The following is a 26,760-nucleotide window of genomic DNA, read 5'->3' as shown; positions in this document are numbered from 1 at the left end:
AAAAATCAATTCGATCTTAGCTCGAAACGCGTTCCCAGGTTTGATGCCTATACATTTTTCCTGAAGCGAACCATTCAAAACCCCGTCAGGAGAGCCCCCCGATTTGACGGATCCGCATCCCCCCCTCTCGTACAGGGTTCATCTCCGCTCCAGATAAAAAGGAGAACGTTCGCAACCGATTTACGAAATCTTGGTATTCAAAGCCAAATTTTCAACATCAAGCACGAGAAAAAGACTTTAATTATACATTTTTGTAATTATTGGCATCAATCAGGATCAAATTTTTATAAAGACCGGGAAATTTGTAAAATCTTCGAATTGGAATAAATACTATGTAGACGATTGTGTTTTTTATTGTTACAAATACCAACAAACCACTAATAACACATCATCGATATATTGTTATATAAACTTCATGCAGATTATTTAATTCATTAATTATTATTTAAGTATTTTCATCTGTATAATAACCCAGAAATGTCTCCATATAATCTATTGCGAATGATATAAGATTCAAAGATCGCATAGCGGATTTAGAATCCGTTGTCAAGATTATTTCAAGCCATATACATGATGATAAAAGATGTTTATTTAATGGATGTTATAGAATTTTTCAGGAAAGAGACATGGAATTCCTCTGTTCCATCTCAGAATCTGTTTTCTTGAATTCATATATTTAACATGAAATAATAAACGCGTGTTTATTAAATTGTAATAAGCTTATTATATGCACGTTATGCGTATCTATAAATTGTTATTTTTTATAAGAAATGCCAGTAAGCAATAACGGATTCTAAATCCGTTCTTGTGAAAAAAACATTTTGTAACTTATGAAAATCCGTTTGCCCCTTTCCCTCCGAGCAGTCCTTCTCGCGTGTATGAGCGCAGGGGCTTCCGTCACCGCCTATTCCGCCACCCTGACATGGTATGGAGAATACACGAATCCGGACAACCCGCCTACGTTCATCCAGAAATGGTGGCAAGGGGATGCATTTACGGGTTCGCCAACCAATCTTCAACCTGGTGACAACACGTCCTTCGGAAACGTCAATCCATCCAACGACACACCCCGACAAGGACAGCAGACCGTCGAATTCGTCGAAAAACAAAATTATGGAGAATTTCTCCTGGACAGTAATCTCGAATGGATAATTACCACCGCAGGATCAACATGGACATCCGTCAGCATTAAGGACACGGGTACAGAAGTCACTTTCACGGATGGCATTGAGACAAGTGGAAATCTAACGGCTACGGGGAATACGACAATTTTGGGGGATGCTGTCGTCGGAGGCACGTTGACCCAAGCCAGCGGTACTCTGAGCGCCAAGAATTTAAGAGCAGGCTCACTGGGCACCATTAACAGAATCAATTTGTCGGGCATGTTGACGACAAGCTTCTGGGGCCTCGCTTCCGGAGGTACGATTACGGCTTCTTCCTTCAACGGAGGAGAGGGTAGCGCCGACCTGAAGTTAACTCAATCCACGACCCTGATTCTCACCGGTAACGAAGCTGTTTCCCTGGACTCGCTTACGATAGACAAAGGCAGTTCCCTGAGTTATGCCGCCGACCTGGACGTCGCCAATGCTTTCACAGTCTCCGGCACACTGACGGATCAAGATCACACGATCACCGTTGCCAACGGTCCATCTAGCATCACAGGTACCGTTGAAGCAGGTTCCCTCACTATTTCCAACGGTACGCTGACCACCGGCACAAATACAAAGATCAATCTCACCGGCCAACTCAGCCTCGCCGACTGGACACTCGGGGCGGGTACGATTACGGCGAAATCCCTTTCAGCCGATGGAGTATCCACGCTCGTACTCGCAGGCACGAAGCTAACCCTTACGGGATCATACGAAAATCTCACATGGGGTTCTCTCTCCATCTCCAGCCAAGGTTGGCTCAATACGAATGCAACGCCATCGCTCCCCCAGACTATCACGATCAACGGCGACCTGTCGATTGCATCAGGCAGCACCTGGGATGCAAGAGGGACACAGACGGGAGCCAAAGGACACAACATCATTGTCTCCGGTGACGCCAGCATTTTGGGCAAAATCTGGGGCAACAGCCTGACCCTGAACGGAGATTTGACAACCGGTTCGGACACGACCATCGGCCTTACAGAAAGCCTCAGTGCCAATTCATGGACGCTCGGCCAAGGTACGATTATAGCAAAATCGCTGACGACAAATAATACCTCCGCCCTCATTCTCAACGGCACAAGTCTGACCCTATCGGGTATTGACTCCATGGATCTTCTTTCGCTCGCAATCGAATCAAACAGTACCTTCTCGACTCAATCCGATCTCGCCATTGTCAACGGCATAACCGTCGCCGGCACGCTCAAGTCCCCCAACCGCGCTATCACCGTTACCAACGGTCCATCTAGCATCACAGGTACCGTTGAAGCAGGTTCCCTCACTATTTCCAACGGTACGCTGACCACCGACGCGGACACAAAGATCAACCTCTCCGGTCAGCTCAGCCTCGCCGACTGGACACTCGGGAAGGGTTCGATCACGGCAAACACGTTAGGAACGACAGCTACATCCGTCCTTCAATTGACTGGAACAAAGCTGCAGCTCTCGGGGAACTTAGGGAATTTCGCTTCTTTGACGCTTCTGGATGGGGCTACATTGAAAGTAGGTCAACTTCAAGTTCCAAACGATGCCAAGGTAACCGTAACCATTGGAGCAAACAGTTCCGTCTACGGAGGCACCGTCAACATCACAGGAACACTACACAACGACGGCGAGATCAGTTCCAGCGGCCCCCTCAAAGTGTTTGGTAACGTAGAGGGCAGCGGCCTCATTTCGGGCCAAAATAATATCGTCCAACTGGGTTTGGATGATAATTCTTCTACTACACTCATCGGAAACGGCTCCATTCAATCCAGCAAGTCCCTCACCGTTTATGGCGATCTATCGCTGGGAATAGGAAGCAACGACACCAAGAAACTCCACCAGGCAGCAACCGCAGGAGGCGATATCACCGTCACGGGGACACTTGAGACTCAAGGTATAGTGTCCTCAGCCCAAGGCAACATCCAGGTTACGGGCGCCACTACTCTGACGGGCGACAATGCGTCTCTCATTGCGACAAGTCAGACTGCTGACAAGGGGGCTATCACCACCGGTGCACTCGACATCCGGAACAAGGGCGAAGTTCATGCCGACAAGGCCATCACCATCAACGGTGATTTGCAGAACAATGGGACAATTCTATCCAATACGGGAGACATCGTGATTAACGGTACGGTAGCACTGGGCGCCGACGCCATCCTTCGTTCGGGAGACGTCTATGAGGGGCCGGATACCGTTATTGAACAAGGCGGCGACATCACAATCACGAGCGATACCACACTTGGAGCAGGAAGCGTCCTCTCCGCCGCGAACGGTACACTTACCCTCGGCGGTACGCTCACAACCACAGGTTCAAATCAGCACAACGTTACCATCGTCGCCCACACGCTGAAGACAAACAACCCCCAGTTAGGCGATCTTTCCCTGCTCTACACAGATCTGACTCTCACCGACAAGAGAATCTACACTGAAGAAGAAGGGGAAACCCATCCCGCTCCGGCCGATCTCACCTTCAATAACATTGACCTCGACGGCTCGACCTTCACAACGTATTCGGGCATCACGGCCAATAATGTGACCCTGAAGAACGGTTCGACGCTGGAATCTTTCAAGGAAAACTACTTCTTCAACGGTTCGGATGCCGACAAGCCTCTGGGCTATCAGAACTACATCCCCGGTCAGGCCGATCTCTCGATCGACTTCTTGTCCGTCTCCGGAACCAACAACGTCCTGACCTCCTACGGCAACATACTCCTGAAACAAACAGGTTCTTCGGCAACAGATTCTCTGGTGCTGGCAAGCACCGACGTCACCGCCTGGGGATGGCTGCATCTCTCCAACGGAGGCCTCACGCTCGGTGACGACACCAACGCAGCCCATGTACAGGCGGCCGGTACCAAAGACGGCGGCACCTATACCGAAGCCATCACCATCAAGGGCGATTTGACGGTCAACAAGGACAGTTCCCTGACGGCCCAAAGCCATAACGGAACCGAGAACGACAAATCGAAAATTTCCGTCGGCGGCAATGTCGATTTTTTTGCTGCGCCCGAAGGAGGCAATTCCATTTTCGCGACGAACGACATCGTCATTGGCGGAAATGTAATCGGTCATACAGGCGGCAAGATGGAGGGTGGTCAAAGAACCTTCAGCGACGACGGGATCAAAATCGGAGGCTATGCCAACCTCGACGCCGCATGGATCACCTCCGGAAAACAAATTACCGTGAATGGCGCGGAACACATTAACGGTGTCAAATGGACGTTTCATGGGGATTACGATTCAAATAATCCCGACGGAGTCGGTCAGGTACAAGAAACGACTTTCGATAACGTTGCCGCTCTCGTCCGCAACCGGGGAAGACTCATCGCCGGGAGCGGAAGTCTGACGGTCAGCAAGGGAAAACTGGTCGTCCTCGACGGCAGCACGGTCACAGCCTCCTCCGACATCACCGTACTCGACGACAACATCGAAATCCGCAACGACGCACAACCGGCTGGAAATCTAATCGTCACGGCAGGCGGTACGATCAGCACTCATCATGACATGATCGTCGCCGGAGACAACATCCAAGTCAATGCCACGAACATTTACGTTTTCGACAATGCCTCCAATCCCAGTCAGGGAACTTTGTTCATTCACGGCGACAACGTCACCGTCAGCGCGCAGAGTGACACGAACAACGCCGAAGCGCGCGCGTGGAAACTGGCGATGCACGGCGTCGGCAACGGTCAGGCCAACTTCATCATCGGCAACGGCGGACTGCGAGTCGACAACGAGACCTTCATCGCCTCCGCCTCGAATATCGAATCCACGGGTTCCATCACCTTCAACGGCACCACGAAGATGACGGACGGCACCGTCTTTTCCCGGAAGGACATCAACATCACTTCGGCAGCACCCGATACCGGGCTTACGATGACGGGCGGCATCCTCAACGCCACGGGAACACTCAAAATAGCCACGGCCCAGGCAGAAGTCACAGGCGGCGATTTGAAGGCGGATGTTCTCGACCTGAACCAGCACACATCGATCTCGAAGTCCACGTTGACGGTCGGCCAGACGACTAAAATTTCCGCAAACGGCAAAGACGCCGACTCCGTCACACTCACCGACATTACAGGCGACCTCGGTTTCGTCAATATTTCGGGTTCGGGAGAAAAGGCCGTAGACAACATAGTCAACATATCCCAGACCAGTTATACCGATACGGGACAGACCTTGATGATGAACGGCATGGATATCTCCAACGCGTCCGTGACCGTCAAGGCTTCCATAACCGGTCATACTACTCCCTGGTGGGAATTCGGCACTCATGGCGACCGTCTCGCCACAACGACACTGCACAACAACGGTTACCTGACGCTCGATTCCGGCGTCATCTGGCAGGGCAACATCGATCTGCAGGATAACAGCACCCTGATGCTCGGCGGCGCCACAATCACCGGCAACCTGTCGGCGGAAGGAACCAGTACGAGTGGCAACTACTCCATCAATCTCGACGTGACGGACGGAGGCACCGTCAAGGGCGACGTCAATCTGAAGGGGCTGAATATCACAGGGAATACTTCAAATAAAGTCCAAGTCCTGGGCTTTGTCGACATCAGCGAATCCTCTCCCACCGTCGATATAGCCATGACGTATTTCAATATGGCCGGCGTCCGGTGGAACGGAGGTACCCATTTGATCGAAAAAGATCTGCCGGAAGACGGAAGCACCACCATTTTCATCGTCGAAAACGGCGCGTCCGTCACTTTGGGCACCTCGGGCGCAGGGGGGGCTCAAGCTCATCTTAACGGCGATGTGCGGTTGCGCTACGGCGTCTTGAATCTCGTCAACGTCAAGGGCGAAGCCGCGTCGGGCACCATCTACTTCGAAGACAGCTCAAGCCTGGAAAGCAAAATCCAGCGTACCCTGTCAGTCAGTACCGACGCGAGAGCGAACGATATCATCATGCTGGCCGACGGCACGATTTACGTCGCTCCCGGCAATACGTTGACGGTAGCGGGCAAATTGCGCGGCGACGCCGACCTGACCCTGACGGGAGGCGGCAATAAAGTTTTCAACCATAAGTTGACGGGAGGCGACAAGGATTATACGGGAGACATCCTGTGGCAGGCGGGCGACATCTATCTCGGCGACAGCCAGTCCATCGGCACGACGGGAACGCTGACCATTCTGTCCACAAACAATTCGATGCTCAATCTGATCAGCCAAAGGCCCACCGGCACGGAGACGATCGTCTTGAACAAGGACATTGAATTCCTCAAGACCCAAACGGACAATAACCTGAACATCACGACGAATACCAATCTCACGCTGACGGGCAAGATCACCGGCGACAGGCTGGACAAAACGGGCCAGGCGGAACTCGACATGACGGCTGCCGCCGTGACGATCGACAGCCTCTATGTCAGAAGCGGTCACGTCATCGACAAGAACGCTCTTGGCAACGGCAGCCACTACAACAACGTGACCTCCTCCGGCTACGGCCTGTTCCTGGCCTCGAACGGCGAATACGGCAACCTGAATGCCGCCGCGAGAGAAACCAATCCCGATACTCATGCCGTCGCCAAAGGCGACATCAAAATCTCCAATGGCGAGTTGTTCGGCAATATCAACTCCGGCTACATCGCCTCGGGAGGCGTCAACGATACGTTCGGCTCCGTCGATCTGTCGAATATGCAGTCGATGGCAAACCATACGGGCAATATCGTCAACGAAGGCAACCTGTACATCACCGACAACAGCAGGATCGAGATGAAGGGGACGTTCACCTCGCCCCAAGGCCGCTTGTTCATCAAGGACAGTTCCGTCACCATGACGGGCGACATTACGGCCACGCGTCCCCCCGCCCCGGAAGAAGGCAAGGAGGATCCCCTCAAGAACAAGGGAGGCTTCTTCGTCATGCAGAATTCCACGCTCGCCACCACGACCGGCGGAATGGACATCACGGGCATTGCCAAATCCGTCGGCTGGCAGGACAACACGTTCACGTTCGACGATGCCGAATTCTTCGGCAACACGCTCTCGTCCTACAAGGACATGAAGATCAATCTCGAGTTCACGACGGGTACGGTCGGCGGAGCGGATGCCAGGAAAAACACCTTCACGTCGCAATACGGCACATTGACCTTCACCGGTTACGATAGCAAGAAAGGACTTGCCTTCAACAACAACGAACTGACGGCACAAAAGGCGGCGGACATCACGCTCGACTTCGGCGGAACCATTTCCGGCAACATTTTCACATCGGTCAAAGGCGTCGACACGGATACTGCAGCCGCGCTGACCATACGCGGCCTGGAGAATGAGGCCCATCAAAAACTCGCGTTCGAAAACAACGCATTCTCGTCGTACGACTCCATCGAACTGGCCGGCACGCTTCTTATCAAATCGTTCAGCAACAACGTGCTGACATCGGGCCAGGGCAACTATTCCCTGCAAGGAGACATCACCTTCAACACGGCCATCACGGGCACAGGCAACGTCAACAATGTCATCCTGGCGAGCGATACGTTCACGAACAACGCAGTCCTCGAACTCGGCAGAAGTTCGTCCATCAGCGCGAAAAAATGGCTTGTCAATAGCAACGCGACCATTGTCGACGGCGGCGCCATTATCACAGCGGCAGTCGGCGGCCAGACCATTTTCAACAACGGGAACATCACTCTCACGTTGAATGGGGGCACGAGCCACCAGCTTGACAACCTGACGATGAACGCGGGTACGCTCAATCTGAGCGGAGGAGCGCAGGTCTCCATTTCCAATATGGACACCGGTTTGAAAACAGGAGAGAAGGCAGGAACCCTTTCCCTTGCCAAAGGAAGTAAGCTGACGGTCGGCAACATGTCGCGCCTCGCCAACCTGAAGATTGATGACGCCTCTCTTATGGAAGTGAACCAGGGCAACGTCACGATCGAAAAACTTACGATGCACACCGGCGGCAAGATGACCTTGACGAGCGGAGATCTCGACGTCACGGAAGCTATCGGAGACGGTAATTTCAACGGAACAATCGAAGCCCGGAACGGCAATATCACCTTCGAAAAAGCCGTCAATCTCGGCCTGACCGGCCAGTTGACCGTGAAGGCGATTTCCAACGGCAGCGAGTTCACCAACTCGGCAAACATGGTTCTGGGCAAGGACTCGGCCATCACCGCCTATACCTGGAAAGTCAACGCCGCCGCCACGCTCAACCAGCCTTCCAGCCTTCTGCTCCAAAAACTCGAACTCAACGCGAACTTGACGGTCAATGGAACCGGCACGCTAACGGGAGGCTCCTGTTCCTTCGGTCACACCCAGCTTGCCTCCGGCACGACGCTGACCATCAACAACATCTCTTCGGGCTCCGGCACGACACTCAGAACGGCCGATTTCACCGATTCACAACATGCCGCTTCCGTCGTCCTTACCAATTCGAAAATCTCTTCGGACGACGTCACCATCCACGGTAATTTGACCATCCAGGGGAACCATGACAACCACTCCTTCCTAAGCACGACCAACGGTCTCTCCGTCGACAGCGGTCAAATTTCCATTGTTCATGCAGACCTGATATCCCAGATGGGGCTGTTGACGCTTCAGGGATCTTCCGTCAACCTTGATTATGCCAAACTGGACGCCCAGACGGGAATCATCATTAGCGGCACACAAGAAAGCGACAAAGTCAATCTGACCAATGTCCAAATCACGGCGGGCAGCGGCGACATTACCCTCGGAGGAACGTGGACAAAATTCGACACGGTGGAGATCAACGCTCTTTCGCACCGGATCGCCTTCACGGGCACGGTGGGTACTGAGAATCACCAGCTCGACAATCTCCGTCTCACAGCCGATACGCTCATCTGGCAAACACAGAACGAGCAGACAGTATTCGGTCAATCCAGTTCCTTCTCCATTACCAATACGCAAATCACCTCGGGCCACCAGATCACGTTGGACGGCGGAACAGACGAGTCCATCAAATTCGGCAGCATGGGCAAACTTGCCGTCGAAGGCGATTCCTCGCTAATCATCAGGAATGGCCTCCTCGCCACCTCGGGCATAGCGATCGGAACGGGCCATCTGACACTGGAATCGGGTTCCACGATCACGAACACGGGCGATCTTTCGGCTTCCTCATCGGCGATACTTCTGGAAGGCAGTTCGATTCTCGACATCGCCGGTTCCTTCTCCCAGAACGGCGGAACCCTGAGTCTACAAGAAAACAGGACTACTCTTTCGGCAACAGGCGGCCTGTTGCTGTCGGGAAATGCCCTCTTCTTCATGTCTGACAACGCAAAGGTCCAAAGCAGCATCACGCTCAACGACTCCGTTACCGCAACGTTAGACCAAGTGGCCATCGAAGGCACCCTCACGAACAAGAGCATCAGCCTGCTCAGCCTCAACGACACAACTATCACCGGCGACATGCAGTTGCTGGCCGACTCCAAAACAGTTGTCACGGGCCAATTTACCGCCCAACAGGCCACAGGAAGGCCCTGGAGCAACGTCACCAGCGAAGGAGAACTCGAAATCGGCGACACCTCTCCGGATGTACAGGGTGCGGAGTTCAACGCCAATATTACCCTTCACTCGGGAACACTAACACTCAATAACATCAAGACTTTCGGCGGTACCGTTACAATGTCGGGCAGTTCGTCCAGCCGCCTGATGGACGTGATCTGCGATCTGAGCTCTCTCAATCTCAACATCGCCATGGATGCCAACGCAACGGTCAACATCCGGTCGGCGCTGTCCGTCGGCACCCTGACCGGCAACCGCCAATTGACGCTGACGGAAAGCGCAACGGATGCCAGGATGATCCTGACCGAAGAAAACAGTAATTTCGCCGGCAACATCGACTGGCAGGGTTCGATCATTGAGCTTCAACAAAACGATGCACTCGGCACAACGGGTACCCTGACCGCTACGGGCGAACGTACCCTGGTTGTCACGGGCACGACGGAGCATGCGAAGAACATCACGATGACCGACCAGACGGGCATCCTGCACATTCTTGCCGACAGCGGCACCGTGGGGCAACCTGTCAACTTTACGGGTACCATCCTCAACTCCGGCTCCCTCGTGAAAGACGGTTCCGGCGTCATTCAGCTCAACCGTATAGCCAACGGTTACTCAACACGCCTCAACGGCATATCCGTTCAGGATGGTACACTCGTCCTCAATCAGGTCTCCTACATTTCGGGATTGGCTTCCGTCGCCAAAGGCGAACTCATTTTCGACAATGTCGTCCAGACGACGAAACTCAGCACCATGGCGATGTCGGGGGAAGATTCGAAGATCACCATTCAAAATCAATCGAAGATCCTCACAAATTCCAGCGTTGAGTTGTCCACGGGCAATTTGTCAATGGATAGTTCGACCATGTCCGTCAATGGAGAAGCGACGTTAGACGGCACGATCAATCTGTCGTTTGACAACCTCTCGTCGTTGCAAGCCCAGGGCAACCTGACGCTCGGTGGCTCAGGAAAGATCAGTATTCACGACTCTCTCCTCACCAGCCAGGGCAGCCTGACATACAACGGTTCCGGAGCATTCGAACTCGTCAATTCAACCCTCAGCACCCAGGGATTGCTGACTTTTGAAGGAAGCGCCGGCAATACCCCGTTCACCTTGTCCGGTGTTACCCTTCAGGCGACCGATTCCGTCATTTTCAACCACAAGTCGGAACTTCTCTCCGAAAACTCCGGTCAGAAAAACACCATCACGGCCAACAATCTGGCTATCAATGCAGATCTGAACATTCAAAACGCTGCGCTCGACATCTACAACAACACGACACTCAGAGCCGACTTCCACGTCCTGAACTCCAGCGGCAACTCCAGTCTCGGAAACATCCAGCTCAATACGCACGACATGTCGCTGGAAGGCCTCGGTGTGGCTCCGGACAAACTATTCAACCTCGTCGGCTCGGTATCCGACACGCAGGAAGGCGCCGGTTCCCTCTCGTTGACCTATACGGCACTTCGTGGTGATGTCACGCTGACCAAAGATACGTTGAACGTCTCCAACAGCGCGGTCATCTCGGGTACGGTGACCATGAACGGAGGTCAGTTGAACATTGATCGACACAACGAATTCCGAGACCTCTACCTCAGCGGCGACATCGGCATGAACCTCCTTCGGGGAGCGCCGGAAAGCGACAGCTATCTGATCGCTCAAAACACGTATCTAACCGGCGGTTCGACAACAATCGGCGAGGGAGTTCATCTGAACACCGCCATGTGGATTCAAGGCGGAGCTTCGCTGACTCTATCGGGCACGGTCGGAGTGGGCGTGACATCAGACGGTGATAGAACCTCCGGCGGCGTCACGATCCAGAACGGCTCGCTCTCGCTCACAAACGGCGCTGAAATCGCGGGCACGCTAACCTTCTCGGACGCTTCCGGCCTGACACGCCGCCTGACCGTCCAGGGAGTCGATCCCTCGTCGGAAGATACGGTCAATACATCCATCAGTGCCATCGACATCATTTCCGACGCCCATATCGAAGTCGGACGAAACGCGATCCTGACCGTCAACGGCATGGGACCGGACTCGGGCAGTTCGCCCGCCTCGCTCACCAAAACGGGAGCGGGCACGATGAGCATTCAAGGATTGGGCCGCATCGGCGAACTGCTCGTGACAGAAGGTCTTTTCCAGACGGATAACTTCCATAGTATCACGTTCACGGGCAACGTTACCGTCGACGGCCTCAGCGAACTTGCCGGTTTCGAAATTGATGGCCCCAGGGTTTCCCTGACAAACGATACGGTCGAAGGCATGTTGATTGCCAGGAATAACGGGAAGATTGAGGTTACAGGCACCACTCTGGAACAGGGAATCAGCATCTCGGCAGCCAGCCGGATCGACTTGCATCATACAATAATGGAAGAGGCGGGCACGACTTCCTTCACTCTTGCCCAGGATGGGATCCTGAATATTGACGATAAGAGCGACATCGCCTTCGTCGGTTCCGCAATACTGGCCGGTACATTCACGATGAAGGATTCGCACTTTACTGTTCGTAACGGGACCATCAGCTTCCTTGATGAAAACGGCAGAAGCAACATAAACGACAGCTATATCCAGACGGCAACCGTAACGGTCGCTCATCAGAGCACGCAAGCCCACTTCATCAACACCAGCTTCCTCATCTCGGAACAGACAGACGTCCGCGGCCTCATGTGCCTCCAGGCAACAAGCGATCCTGACGATTCGGGATCATTCGACTTCGGTACGCTCGGCAACGTGAACGTCAAAAACGGAGGCCAACTTTACCTGGGTGTCGACGACCTCACCGGCAACACAAACGGCAGATCCTTTACGCTCAGAAGCAACATTACGCTCGCCAGCAACGGAGAGGCAACACACAACTTCCTCCATCTCGGCAACGGTACGCTCGACGGCGACGTGGCGTCCCTCGGCTCGACGAACGAACTCTCCATGGGCGACACGACCATCACGGGTACTCTGACGGTGGAAGGCGGCGTTCTAACTCTGGCCGGTGACAATGAAGTGAAGCAACAGGCCATGATCGGCGCCGACACGACGATCCAAGCAGACTCCACCTTCACCACCGGCATCTCCACGACGATAACGGGTGGCAATCTGGATATTCAGGGGACTTTGAATTCCGCCCTCATTCTGGAAGGAGGCAATGCTTCTCTGAACTCCGATACGGCCTCTCTCAATGGTGATCTGCGCATCGCAAACGGTACCTTCACCTATGAGAAAGCCAAACAAGATACATCTCTGGTCAACATCATGTTCGCCGGCCATATGTCGTACGAAAACCGTACGTTGTCCGTCGACAACGACTGGCATGTCGGCAACGTGACGGCCACGACAAACGGAACCATCAAACTCAACGGCACGGACGATCACGATGTTACCTTCACCATTGATGGCGCACTGGCAGGCGAAGGGCCTCTGCACATTACCGGCAAGGGGAACATGGTCTACAACCACACCAGTTCCTACTCGGGAGACATCTATTACACAGCCATCGGCAATTCTTACATGTATGAGAGCGACGTACTTGGGAAGACGGGAACCGTCTATTTCCAAATCGACGAATCTCTGATCACTTCGCCTGATAAGGACAAGCAGCCCTTCGTGTACTACCAGGGTACGCACTCCAAAAACGCCGTTGTCGAAAATGCGAACATGTGCACGATCGGAGATACCGTCTGGGACGGCAACTTCTACCAGAAATCGATGTACAAGAAGGGCCAATACGACCTGACCTTCTCGCAGCACAGCTCAACGCTCGGGTCGGCCACCATCGTCGAAGGCAGGCTCATCAGTCTGGGCACCAATACCTTCAGCGACTTGACGGCCCAAACACTGGACGAATGGGTTGAATCCACCGACGAAAACGCTTCCGACCACTATGCCGTCATCATCCTGAACCAAGGCGATAACCTCAACGGTTCGCTGACGACGGGGAAAAAATCGACAATCGAATTCCGAGGTCTGAAGGCCACAAGCGTCACGGGCATTACAAACGCGGGAACAATCAATCTTCTCAACGGTACCGAAATCCAGGTCGGTAACAACGATATCGAGTCGGGACATGATCCCGATGTCAAATCGACATTCTCGTCGACGGGGTGCATTCAGTTGCAGGATGCCATCTTCTGGGCCTTCCTCGACATCTCGCTAGGCAAAGTCACGACTCTTGCGAACAACCATCTCTCAACGTTCAGCGCCAACAGTCTGTCTATCGACGGACAAAGCGGAGCGGAACTCTCCATGGGCATAGGAAGCAACACGGTCAATATCACGAAAGACCTGTCGTTGAGCAGCAACGCCCGGGCTGATATAAGCGGGACATTGCTCGTCGGAGGTAAAACCGATCTGTCAGGCGGTTCCATTCTTGACCTGAATGTGATGGGTGAAAACCGCAGCACTCTGGGTAGCGTCACCATTTCCGGCACAGCCTCGGAACTCAATCTCCATGGTTCTTCGCAGAGTATCAGCGCGATTTCCATGAATATCGGCGACGGCGGCCACCTTCAGCTCGATCAAGTTCAGCTCGTCCTCAATTCCGGCACGGGCAGCATGAACCTCATCGGGAATCGGGAAGACGACGTTCAGAACTATGCATCGCTCGTCACGTTCACCAATGCCGGCGTGCAGGGAAATCTGAATATTGACGACCATAACAAGATCGATCTGAACGGTCTCACGTCGATTACCGGCAACATGAGTATCGGAGACGGAGCCATTCTCGCTCTGACGGGGAACGGTTCTCTCAATCTCGGAGGAAACGTCTCCATCCAGGGGGGCCTCATCGTTCAGCAAAATACGATGATGGCAGCAACCTCCCTCAACATCCGGTCTCTCACAACTCCGTATGAAAGCCTCGTCAATGGCTATCTGAACATCGACAACAACACTTCGATCTCGAATTCGAACCTAAAACTGGATACGGACGAAGATAGTCACAACTTCGGCGGCCTGGGCCAGACGCTCGTCGAGAACGGCTCGACGCTGACGATTCAAAGTTCCCGGCATGACCTCCGCGCCATCATCAAGGGTGACGTCACGCTCGACGGCAACGGCAACCTGTTCGCACTGACGAACGTCAATCTGACGGGCAATGTAGCCATGTCGGGCGATGCGGATCATAATGCCATCAACATGACGGATGCCACGATTACGGGCGACCTGACGCTTACCGGGGGTACCTTCAACTCCAGAGGAACCAATCGCGTCGGCACGGCTACGGTCGGCGGTTCCGCCGTCTTCCGGATCGTAGACGGCACATTCAAAGCCGATAACGTGCGCCTCCAGGACAACGTGAAGATGACCATTTCCGACCAGCTCGACGCCGGACTCATCCTCGACGGTACGGGTGTTCAGGTCACAATGGCCTCGGATCGGGACGGCACGGAAGCCCACGGTGGATTCGCCATCACGGGCGGTCTCACCATCAACAAGGGGCTGTTCACTCTGGACAAAGGCGCCATCTACGGCAGGATTATCATGAATGGCAGTTCGGCGGACGATGCCCACATCCATGTCTTGCACGACACGGAATTCTCGATGGCTAACATTCTCGACATGCAGAACTTCGGCACGATCGATGTTAGCCAGGAAGCAACGCTCACGCTCAAAGGTGCTCTGTCGAACAAAGGAACGCTCATCATGACGGGAGACGGCAACTTCGTCTTTACCGCTTCGAGCATGCACTCCGGCAACACCGAGTTCAGCGGTACGGGCCACCTCGTCCTCGATGCCGCCGACGCACTCGGCAAGAGCGGATCGCTCTTTCTGACCCAGTTGCCGCCTAGCGGCGAAACGGCAGGAAAAGCCTACGTCGATGTCCACGCAGACCAAAATAAAAACATCGTCTCCAACAGCCCTGTCGTCTGGATGACAGCCATTACCGGCATCACCGACACAGCGGTTCACTGGAACGGTATCATGAACCTGACGGATTTCCGCCTGACGGACCAAAACGGTACCCAGAGCAATCTGGAGCTGATGACGGCCGGATCCGACATCAAGCATCTCACGATCACCAACAGTATCTTCAACAGTAGCCACGGAGGTAACTCCTTCGGCAACATCGACCTGACGCAAAAAGGATCTCTCACGCTGAGCACGGGTGACACCGTATCGGGTGTCATGACTTCCACGGAGTCGACGATCACGCTCAACGGTGTGACGACAATCATGGAGGCGCTGTACAACAACGGTACGCTCAATCTGATCAACCAGTCACACATCGAAATCTCCAAGGATCTCATTTCGACAGGTACACTCAACATCGACTCCAGCTACCTGAGCGTCGCCGAGTTAACTACGTTGGGAGAAACGACACTCAAGAACGCCACGCTCGAAGGTCTTTCCAAAATGGAAATCGACGGTTCCATGGTAACGGATCAGGGCAACCTCACCTCGAATCTCAACGCAGGCAATTTGACCGTTGCCGGCGAAGGCAGCTTCGCTTTGAACGCAGGAATCACGATCGTCACCGTCAAACAAGATTTCACGATGGAAAAAGAATCCAAGGATTCTTCGATCACCGGCAACCTGCTCGTCGGCGGCAAGCTGTCGCTTGAGGGCGGCATGCTGACCTTGAAGGAACTCGGCGAAAAATCCAGCTCGCTCGGCACGGTGAACGTCACGGGTAAAGGGCTCTCAATCTCAGCCGACGGCATGTCGCAGCGGACGGTCAACGCCCTCTCGATGGAGATCGCCAAAGAATCATCGTTCTCGTTGAATAACATCAACCTCAGACTCAACGACGGCAGCGGAACACTCCTTCTCCACGTCGGCGATGACAGCGAAACGGGAGCAAGAGTCACCCTGGAAAATAGCCGCATCACCGGCAACCTGACGATGGAGGGTCACAAGACGATTACCCTTCAGGATACTATGGCAATCTCGGGACTCTTCACCGTCGACGGATCGCTCACGCTGAACGGAGCCGGTTCGATGAATGTCGGCAGCCTGGCCCTCGCAAACAACAGTTCCGAACTAACACTTGAGAGCGCCATCCGCGTTTCGGGTACAACGACGTTCAACGGCGGCACCATCACGATGAAGACCGGAGAGTTGGCCCATAATTTCGGCACGCTCGGTACGGCCGTACTCGACCTGGGTTCGACCCTCACCGTGACGGGCGCCAGTACCGATGAGGCCAAGAAGGCCATTTTGGCCGGAGACATCAGCCTGACCACGGGACGTAACAACCTGACGCTGACCAATACCATCCTGAACGGCAACCTCACCGTTGCCGACAACAAAGATAATACGCTAACGATGAGCGATGCCGATATCAACGGCACACTGACTCTCGAAGGCGGCACGTTCAATGTGAGCGGAGGTATCAATACGGCCAAGGAAATCTCCATGAGGCAACACGCTAACATGGTAGTCGCCGAGGGAGCAACGTTCCGTGCTACGACGACAGTCGTCAATGTCGACGCTTCGCTCACCATCGAGGGTAAGATGGACGGCAACGTCCGCATCGACGGAGGCACGGTCACGATGGGAGAGAAGAGCTCCAATCCGACAACAACCAGTCTGGAAGGCAACATGACCGTGACCAAGGGCGACTTCAATTACTACTCCGGCCTGATCGGAGGCAAAGTCATTCTGAACGGCGCTTCCACCGGCGAAGCCGTCGTCCACATCATGCGAGACAGCACGACGACGAATAGTAACATCCTCGATATACAGAACTACGGTACGTTCGATCTGCAAGCCGACATGAATTTCCTGGGAACCTTCTCCGGAGCGGGCACGCTGACTGTGGAAGGCAAGGGCAACCTGACGCTTTCCCAGAACAGCCAATATGTCGGCAACATTTTCTACAGCGCCGGAACATTGACCCTGAACGCGCAAAATGCACTGGGAGCAAGCGGCAACCTGGTTCTGACAGAAGATCATGCTTCCATCGTCACGGCAGCCGACCAGAACAAAAACGTAACCGGCAAGAACCTGGAGATGACAGTCGATACGGCCGATCACTCCGCCGCCACCTGGCACGGAGTATTCCAACTCGGTTCCCTCGACAAAAAAGGCTCCTCTTCTCTCGTCCTCGGAAGTACAGGTTCTTCTATCGACCTCCTGTCTGTTTCGGAAGGCAACCTGACGAGTTCCGGTGCCGACAGCTTCCAGCAAGTCACCGTCAACGGTGAGGGCAAGGCAGCCTCCGTCTCGTTGAGCGGCAAGGACAAAATCGCTACTTCCCTGACGACGAACGGCCAAAACGACACCATCACGCTGACCGGCCTGACCGCCGATGTCCGGCGCGTCTCCAATGTCGGGAAGCTCATCCTGCAGGAAAAGACTGCGCTCACGACGGATAGCGCCGATCAGTTTGGACAAGACAGCCAATTGTTGATTTCCGGAGCCAGCTCGTTCAATGTGCTCAGTGACTTCGACCTCTACAATGCCACCCTCGACAACGGGACGCTGATCTCTACCGGAACCCTGACCCTGAAAGGAGCGGTGCAATCATCCGCCAGCGAACTCAGCGCTTCCTCAATCAAGGCCAATCAGATGGTTCTAAACCAAAACGCCAGTCTGGACTTCTCCACCGGGGTCAATTCCGTGTTGCTCACGGGGCTGTTCTCGCTGGAAACAGGGAGCGAAGCCACAATCACGGGTTCTCTGGAAGCCCAAAATATTGAGATCAACAAAGACAGTTCGTTGACGCTAACGGCTTCCGGCTCAAAAACCAGCAATTTGGGAAAAGTGACAGTCGACGGTACGCTCTCTCTGAATGGCGGACAGACGATTCGGACAATTGAAGCAAACGACATTACGGTAACTGGAGCCGGCTTCTTGTCACTCGAGAACGCCATTCTCTCACTCGCCGGAGGCAAGGGAACACTTCTTCTGTACGGAGGCAACAACGAACAGCCAGAACGCGCCAGCTTCAACACAGCGACGATTGCGGGTAATGTCATAACCATGGGTAACCAGCTTATTCGGACAACGGATCCGACAACGATTACCGGAAGCCTGATGGTCAACGACAATCTTGAGCTTCAAGGCAGCGGCGGTCTCAACGTACAGGGAGACGCCGACATTTCAGACCAAAGCAGCCTGATGATCCAATCGCCGACAACGCTGGCAGCCGGAACCCTGAGCATCGGAGAAGAAGAAGGAACGAACGCATCCGTCTCCATCATGGGATCGCTGAACACCCGGACGATCAATGTCGTCAACGGTTCTCTGAATTTCTTGAACGACACCGGCACTCCGCACGACTTCGGCTCCATCGGGCAGACGACCTTGAATGCCAGAGGTCACTTCACCGCGAAGGGCAACGATCAGTCCGACACGCTCAGCGGCAATCTTCTTCTCGCCAGCGGCGCGAAGAGCGAAGACGATGCCTGGACCAGCGCAATTCTCGAGAACCTGACGTTCAAAGGAAACATCACGCTCTCCGAAGACTACAACCACCTCGATCTGACGCAGGTGAATGTGAAGGGCGATGTCGTTGTCGCCGGCAACAACAACACGTTCAACATGGCATCTTCCGCAATCGACGGCCTTCTGGACGTCTCCGGCGGTAAATTCACCATCACAGGAACGAACACTGCCGATACGGCCACCATCAGCGGCAAGGCCCAGGTCACCATTTCCGACGGCGCTTCGCTGAAGGTCCGGGAAACGGTCGTCAAGCCCGAGGGCCGACTTGATGTCAACGGCACGCTCGACAGTTCCGTGCTGCTCGACGGCACGGGAGCGATGCTTGTCCTTGGCTCCGACAACAACGCCAACGTCACGGGCAACGTGACGATCATCGGCGGAGAAGCCATCCTCAACAGCACGGACGAAACTCCCATCGGAGGCAATTTGACGTTCAACGGAGTCTCGGCCGACAACGCCCTGCTGACGATCAAGAACGACTGGAACTTCGGCAACGCGGTCATCATGAACGGTGCGGGCACGATTGACCTCGAAGCAGGCACGACGACGACGATCGACGGCATCCTGAGCGGTTCGGGCGAACTGCGCGTGAAGGGCGGAGGCAACCTGAGCTTCACCGGGAACAGCAACCATACGGGCACGATCTACTACGGTTCGACAGGGTCCCTGTCGTTGCTGACGGACAACGCTCTCGGTTCCGAAGGCACGCTCTTCATCGGCATGCCAGGCAAGTTTACCGAAGATACTGTCACTCTCATCGTCAAGGGAGACCAGGGTAAAAACCTTCAGGGCCACAATGTCGCCATGGACATTCAGGACGACTCCACATTCTGGAACGCCCAGATCCTCCTTGATTCCCTGACGGTCCAAAACGGTCACCTGAAGCTTGGGGACTATCGTTCCGACATTGGGTCTCTGACGGTTGCAAGCGGCGAGTTCAGTAGCGTCGGCGGCAACTCCTTCGGAGATGTCACCCTGAACGGCGGCAATGCCTCGTTCACGAAAGGCTCGATCAGTGGCAGCCTGGTCATTGAGAATGGCCACCAGGCTAAACTCTCCCAGATGAATTCCGGCATCACCACCACCAATGTCGTCAACAACGGTACATTGACGCTGGACGACCACACGGCAATCTCGGTCTCCAAGAGCTTCACCTCGACGGGGCTTCTGGAAATTACGGGCAACAGCTCACTAACTGTGGTAACGGATATGGAAGTCGCCAACACCCGGTTGACCAACGGTTCCATTGAAACAAACGGCTTAATGACGATCAACGGCGACCTTGCCGCTATGGACGGGAACGTTTCTTCGTCCCTGACAGCCAGGAACATGATGGTCGGCAAGGACGGCAACCTCAACCTGTCGATCGGCTCCAACTCGGTTACCGTTTCCGACACGCTTCTCATCACAGCCGGTACGAACAGTATTTCCGGCAGTGTTGCCGCGGACTCCATCACTGTCACGGATGGCACGACGGACATCTCCGGCAACGTGATTGCCGGAACGGGTCTCTCGGTATCCGGCGGCGACCTGTCGATCAAGGTACAGGGCAATACCCTGTCGTCGCTCGGCGTCGTCTCCCTGGAAGGAGGCAAGGTGAAGCTCGCCGGCAGCGACGAAGCACATCGCACGATCAACGCATTTTCCGTCAATATCGCCACCAACAACGGTACGGGTTCCTACGGCACCCTGACTCTTGACAACGTCCATCTGACGCTCGACGGAGGCAGCGGCAGCCTGTTGCTCGACGGAGGCCTCCTCTCGTTCAGTAACAACAGCGTTCTCAACGGTCACCTCGATATCCTCGGCAGCAACACGCTAAGTCTGACCGACAAGACAACGGTCACGGGCAACGTGCACCTTGCCCAGAATGCGAGTGACACCCAGAATACGTTGGATGTCTACGGACGGGATAGCAGCTTGTCCAGACTGACCATCGGCGGCACGCTGACTATCGACCAAGGCACTACGCTTCAAGGCCATAACATCACCCTCGACGTCAAGGGAACGAGTACCGTAAGCGGTTCGCTGGTTCTCGAAACGAAAAGCATAAATAATGCTCTCGGCGGTCATGCAGCAGCTGGCGTCGTTGCCTCCTTCAACAACCTCGGCAACATGACAGTACGCGACGGCGGCAACGTTTCGCTGATCGGCGACAAGAACGCAACGATCGTCTTCGATGACTCCTCGACGTTTAACGGAACCGGCTACACGGGTTCTCTGACGCTCATCAACCAGCCGGACACGGCTAACAAACTGACGCTCGACCACGTCTTCCTGACGGCGGCAAGCGGCGGTTCCTGCCAAGTCGAACTGGCCGCCGGCGGGACTGCCAACGAACTGACGATGGATTCGTCGTACATTGACGGCAATCTGATGGTTTCGAACGGCAGACTGAACCTGCTGGGCGACAACTTCGCCAAGAACGCCTATATCAGCGGCAACGTCGAAATGAACGACAAGACCGGCACGCTGACCGTAGACAATGCCATCGTGCAGGAACACGGCCATATCGTGATCGGCACCACGGAAGGCGGTACCCCCAAACTCGACGGTACCCTCTGGCTAATGGAAAACGGCGACGCCATCCTGAACGCATCGGGCTCGATCACGAAGGATCTAATCGTTTCGCATGGTACATTCACCTACAACGGCGGCGTGCTGCACGGCAACGTCATGCTGCAGGGAACGACCGTTCATGAAGCCATGATCGTTCTCAACAGCGACTGGAACGGAATGGACAACGATCTCAAGGTGCATGCCCTGAATATGGGTGGCATGGGTACGATCAACCTCAACGGTCTGACGATGACGATCATGGGAGGCCTCGCCGACAGCATGAACGACAAGCTCATCGGTATGGGATTATCGGGCATGGGCGACCTGAGATTCATCGACAATTCGACCGGCGGAGCCAAGGGAACGCTCGTCTTCGACGCCACGGGTACGCACTCCGGCGACATCTACGCGGCAGACGGCATTTCGCTCATCCTGAACCAGTCGGATGCCCTCGGCATCTCCGGCTCCCTGCGCACGGCGGGAACCCTCTACATGGAAGCCGCCGCCGACCAGCACAAGGATATGCTCGCCGCTTCTTCCGAAGGCACCCGGAGCATCGTCAACCTCGACGTCACGAAATCCGATACTCCGCTCAACTGGTACGGCGAAATCCGCCTCGACGAATTGAACGTCACCGGCAGTCTGAATCTGGCGCACTCCAACTCCATCGGTTCCCTAAGCGTAACGGACGGTCTCGTGACGACCACGGGACCTGGAGGCAGCAGCTTCGGCAATGTCGCGGCGCATGCGACAGACGGTCATACAGGCGGCATCACTCTGCACCAGAACGACAATGTCTCCGGTTTTATCACCACCGGTACAGACTCGACCGTTACTCTCGACGGTCTCCACTCCTCCAATGTCACGTACATTGAGAACACCGGAACGCTCGTACTCGACAACGGAGCAATGATCAATGTCAACAAGGGCAAGGATACGGATGTGGTCTCGACGGGTACAATCTCACTCGGCAATAGCAGCATGCTGGCATCCGGCAATAACATGGACGTCACCGATGTCACCGGAACCAATTCGACCTTGCATGCCGGGGGAGACATGAAAATCTCGGGTAATCTGTCGATGACGGGCAACAGCCATGTGACGTCCGACGGTGACATCGCCATCGCCGGCACGGCGAACAACGTCTCAGTCGAGGGAAGCCTGGAAGCGGACGGCAACCTCAAGATCGAAAGCAACGGCAACACGGTCACCGGATCGATGCAGGTCAAGGGTGATCTGGCAATCGATAAGGGCGATCTTACCTTCGTCGCCACCGGTTCCAACAGCTCGCTGGGCGACATTTCAATCACGGGATCGACCGAAGACCAGGGAGAACTGGTTCTCGGTCACGCAGGAGGTGAAGTCGAAGATGTCCTGCATCGCAAAACGATCACGGCCGACTCGGCCACCGTGCATTCAAACGGCTCCCTCACCGTCGACAACGTCAACCTGAAGTTCAACGATGAATCGGGCCTCGTGCTCGAGGGCAGCGACGAAGGCCGGGCACATGCGGCAATTAACAATAGCATGATTCAGGGTAACGTCACAGCCAACGGAATCTTTACCGACCTATCCCTGAACAATGCCTCGATCACGGGCAACCTCACGGTCAATGGCGGCGATTTCACCATCGAAGGAACGAACAAGGTCGGCGGCACATCCACGATCCAGAAAAACGCCAACGTCACGATCAAGGACGGAGCTACGCTCGAATCGGGCGTCGTCTCCCTCGCGCCCTCGGGCGACTTGACCGTCGAAGAAGGAGGAAGCCTGAAGAGCTCCATCTCGTTCGACGCAAAACCCGAAGGCTGGACGGGTGGCACCACGACGAAAGTTACCTTCGAAGGCGAACAAACCATCGGTGGCACGAGCCAGGCCTACAAGGTATTCGTCAATGCCGACGGTACCCTTCAGTCCGATAAGGGCGGGAAGCTCACCATTGCAGGTTCCAACACCCTGCAGGGAACGAGTCACACGCTAACGCTCGACACCGTGGATGAAGACAGCTCCATCACCATCGCCGGCAGCAATACGGACTTCGGCTCCGATGTCGTCCTGTCCGGCCAAGGCCAGTTGATTCTTGCCGCCAGCAATGCGCTCGGCACGAATGGAGCGCTCGTCGTCGAACACGAATCGACGCTCATCATGGACAATAACCGCGACGGTTTCGGTTCGCTCGCCATGGACAAAAACGTTTCCGGCGGAGGTTCTCTGACTGTCGTCGCCAACAACAACACGATCTTCGGAGGTAACCTCGATCTCGCCGAATTGAACAAGACGCAAGGCAACGACAACGATACGAAGCTGACGCTCTCCGGTTCCGGCTCGGTCGGTACTCTGAACCTCAAGGACGGTTCGATCGACGTCGCAGGCAGCACGGCAGACTATGTGATGGATCGCGTGAATGTTGACGAAAACACGATCCTCTCTATCCGCGACAAGGCAAACCTCCATGGTAAGGACGAGACCTCCCTGCTGACGGCCAACGGTACTGTCAACGTCACGGAAGCCGCACTGGGCATGAATGTCCTGATCGGCGGCAGCGCAGCGAAAGTCAATCTGAACGACAACGCCACCGTCAACGGCAACCTCGATCTGCAATCGGGTAATCTGACGATCGCAGGTACGAACGTTGCGTTCGGCGATAACGTCAAACTGAGTCTCACGGGTAACGCGGAAGACCAGCGTACCATCAACGTGATGCGCGATGTCGACTTCTTCGGTCAACTCGATGTGCTGGCGGACGGAACACTGGATGTCTCGCCGCTGCGCAACTTCACGCTCGCCGGCAAGCTTGCGGGCGACTCCAAACTGACGCTCACCAACCGCGGAACGGTCACGTTGAAACAGTCGAACACCGATTTCCACGGCATCCTGAACCTCATGGGCGGCGCTACGCTGGTCGGAGAGCAGGCCCAGGCTTTCGGTGACGGCACGGTCGACATCGCAGCCTGGACCGAAGATTCGTCCCTTAGCTCCGCCATCGTCATCGGTACGAAGGACACGGAAGGTACGCTCGTCTTTAACAATGACATCCATATCGCCGAATCCGCCAAGGAAGGCAAAACTACCGCCGTCACGCTCGAAACACTCGCCGATACCGAATGGCGCGGCGAACTGACGGGCAAAGGCAGAATCGACAAGACGGGCGACGGAGACCTGATCCTGGCCTCGGCCAATGTTCCGGAAACCCCCAACGACGTTGACGAAAATGTGAGTAAGGCGACGGAAACCTCCAACGACAAGGCAGTGGACGCCGTCCCCCATGCCGTCGACCTCAACATCAAGAATGGAGGGCTCGTTCTCAACCGCCTCTTCAGCGGCAATGTGGAACTCCAGCAGAATACGATACTGTCCGGTTCGTACGGTTCGGGAACAAACTATGGCATGGAGATCATGGGCAATCTGACGGCCCAGCACGGTTCAACAATTGAAGTCGGACACATTCCTTCCCAGGGAAGTTCCGATTACTCAACACTGAACATTGGAGGAGACCTGAAGATGAACTACGGCAGCACCTACATCGTAGATATGGATCTCGCCAACGTCGGCCATGCCGATCTGATCCACGTCGCAGGAGACGCCGAACTCACCGGTACAACGATCCAGGTACGAACCGACGATCCCGGCCACGAACACGAAAAAGCACTGGACGACGGTTCGCGCTGGACGGTTTTGACCACGGACGGAACGGTCTCTCACGGCATCCTCAAGATCGACCACGACCTGTACTACCATAACCTGACGGTTGAATACGGCAACGACGACAGAGTGGACCTGGTGCTGAACCTCAACTACAAGGGGCTCAACCAGATCAACAATACCGTAGTCAACAACAACACATTCATTTCCAACGTCATCGAATATATTGAAAACAATAATTCCGGTGGTGAAATGGACAAAGTAATCGACAATCTGAATAATCTGACCAACCGCGACGAAATCAAGGACGCCATTGACCAGATCGGCGGAGTCTGCCTGACTCCTCTCATGCAGATGCAGATCGCGCGTTCGGACAACCACATGCGTATTATGCGCACTGCTTCCGCGAGCACGGCGTGGAAGGCAGACACAAAGATTCCGAACATGCAAGTATGGGCGCACACCTCCGGAGATCATTCCGAACTCCACGGAGACGGCAACGGTTCCGGTTACAATCGCAATGCCTGGGGAGGAACGGTCGGTATCGAACGGACCTCGGCCAAGAACCAGATTCACTCGGGTATAGCCTTTACCTATGACTGGGAAGATTGGACGAGCATGGGCAATAAGAACAGGAACAACACCGGTTATCTGGATCTCTATTTCGCCAAGGACGTACACCGCTGGCATCACTATGCGCTCGCCGGCATAAGTCAGACGGATCTGTCAACAGACCGCAACATCGCTTTTGGCAACTATCGCAACAAAGCCGAAGGAGATACGACGGCCTACAATGTCTATCTCAACTACGAAGTCGCCTTTGACTTCGATATTGAGGAACGTTCCGTCCTGCAGTTTGTCGGAGATGTCCAGACAGGCTACAGCACGATCGACGGCTACACGGAACACGGTCCGATCGGCAATGCAGGCTTGAATGTACAAGGACAACACGCCCTGATGCTGAAACTGGGTGCAGGTGCTCGCTACAACAGAACCTTCAAGTCATTCTTTGACGACGCACCCGATGCCCACTACGGTTTGAAGGCCATGTTTACTTACGATGCAGCCAGCACCGGTGCTGATACCGATGCCAGCTTCATCAGCGAACCCGCGATGCGCTTCAACATGAAACCGTCTAACATGTCGCGTTACGGAGGTCTCTTCGGATTGGATGTAACGATACCCTATGACCAGAATACCTCATTCTTCATGGGTGGAACCTACGAAGTGAAGAGCAGCAGCAATAATGCCACGGCAAACTTCGGAGTCATCTATACATTCTAAAGCGATTCGTCCCATGAAACACAGACTTTGAAAATTCGCGGTATCCGACTTCGTTGTCCAAAACAGCGAATGATCCGAAAAGACCTGAATAAAGTCTGAAACAAGGGGCTGCCTCACGAAGGATTGCAAAATCCGAAAGAGGCAGCCCCTTCCCTTTAGAATCGACTGAGGGGGAAATGGCATCCTCCTTGATGGGTTTATCCCGGTAGGCCAGTCAAAGAGCATAATATCCCTTGCCTTACAGTAACTAGAAGGTCTATTTTGAAACTATAGGCATAGCTGGCAGCCTTATCCTGAA

The 26,760-nt window shown here is 54.6% G+C and carries 1 protein-coding gene; it reads left to right on the top strand.

The window, feature by feature from the left end; genetic code table 11:
- Positions 1 to 830: 830 nt before the first annotated feature.
- Positions 831 to 26,462 carry a hypothetical protein gene (locus QET40_RS07550; RefSeq protein ID WP_280126558.1) on the top strand — a complete coding sequence of 8,544 codons (25,632 nt, stop codon included), beginning with the start codon at positions 831 to 833 and terminating at the stop codon, positions 26,460 to 26,462.
- Positions 26,463 to 26,760 lie beyond the last annotated feature (298 nt).

The sequence above is a fragment of the Akkermansia sp. N21169 genome (genome assembly GCF_029854675.1).
In the GTDB taxonomy this organism is placed as follows: domain Bacteria; phylum Verrucomicrobiota; class Verrucomicrobiia; order Verrucomicrobiales; family Akkermansiaceae; genus Akkermansia.
Note: the sequence above shows the minus strand (reverse complement) of the source record. Positions and strands in the feature narration are given on the sequence as shown.

Excerpts from the sequence above, each read along its gene's own strand:
- QET40_RS07550 (WP_280126558.1), top strand. The coding sequence starts at position 831 with ATGAAAATCCGTTTGCCCCTTTCCCTCCGAGCAGTCCTTCTCGCGTGT.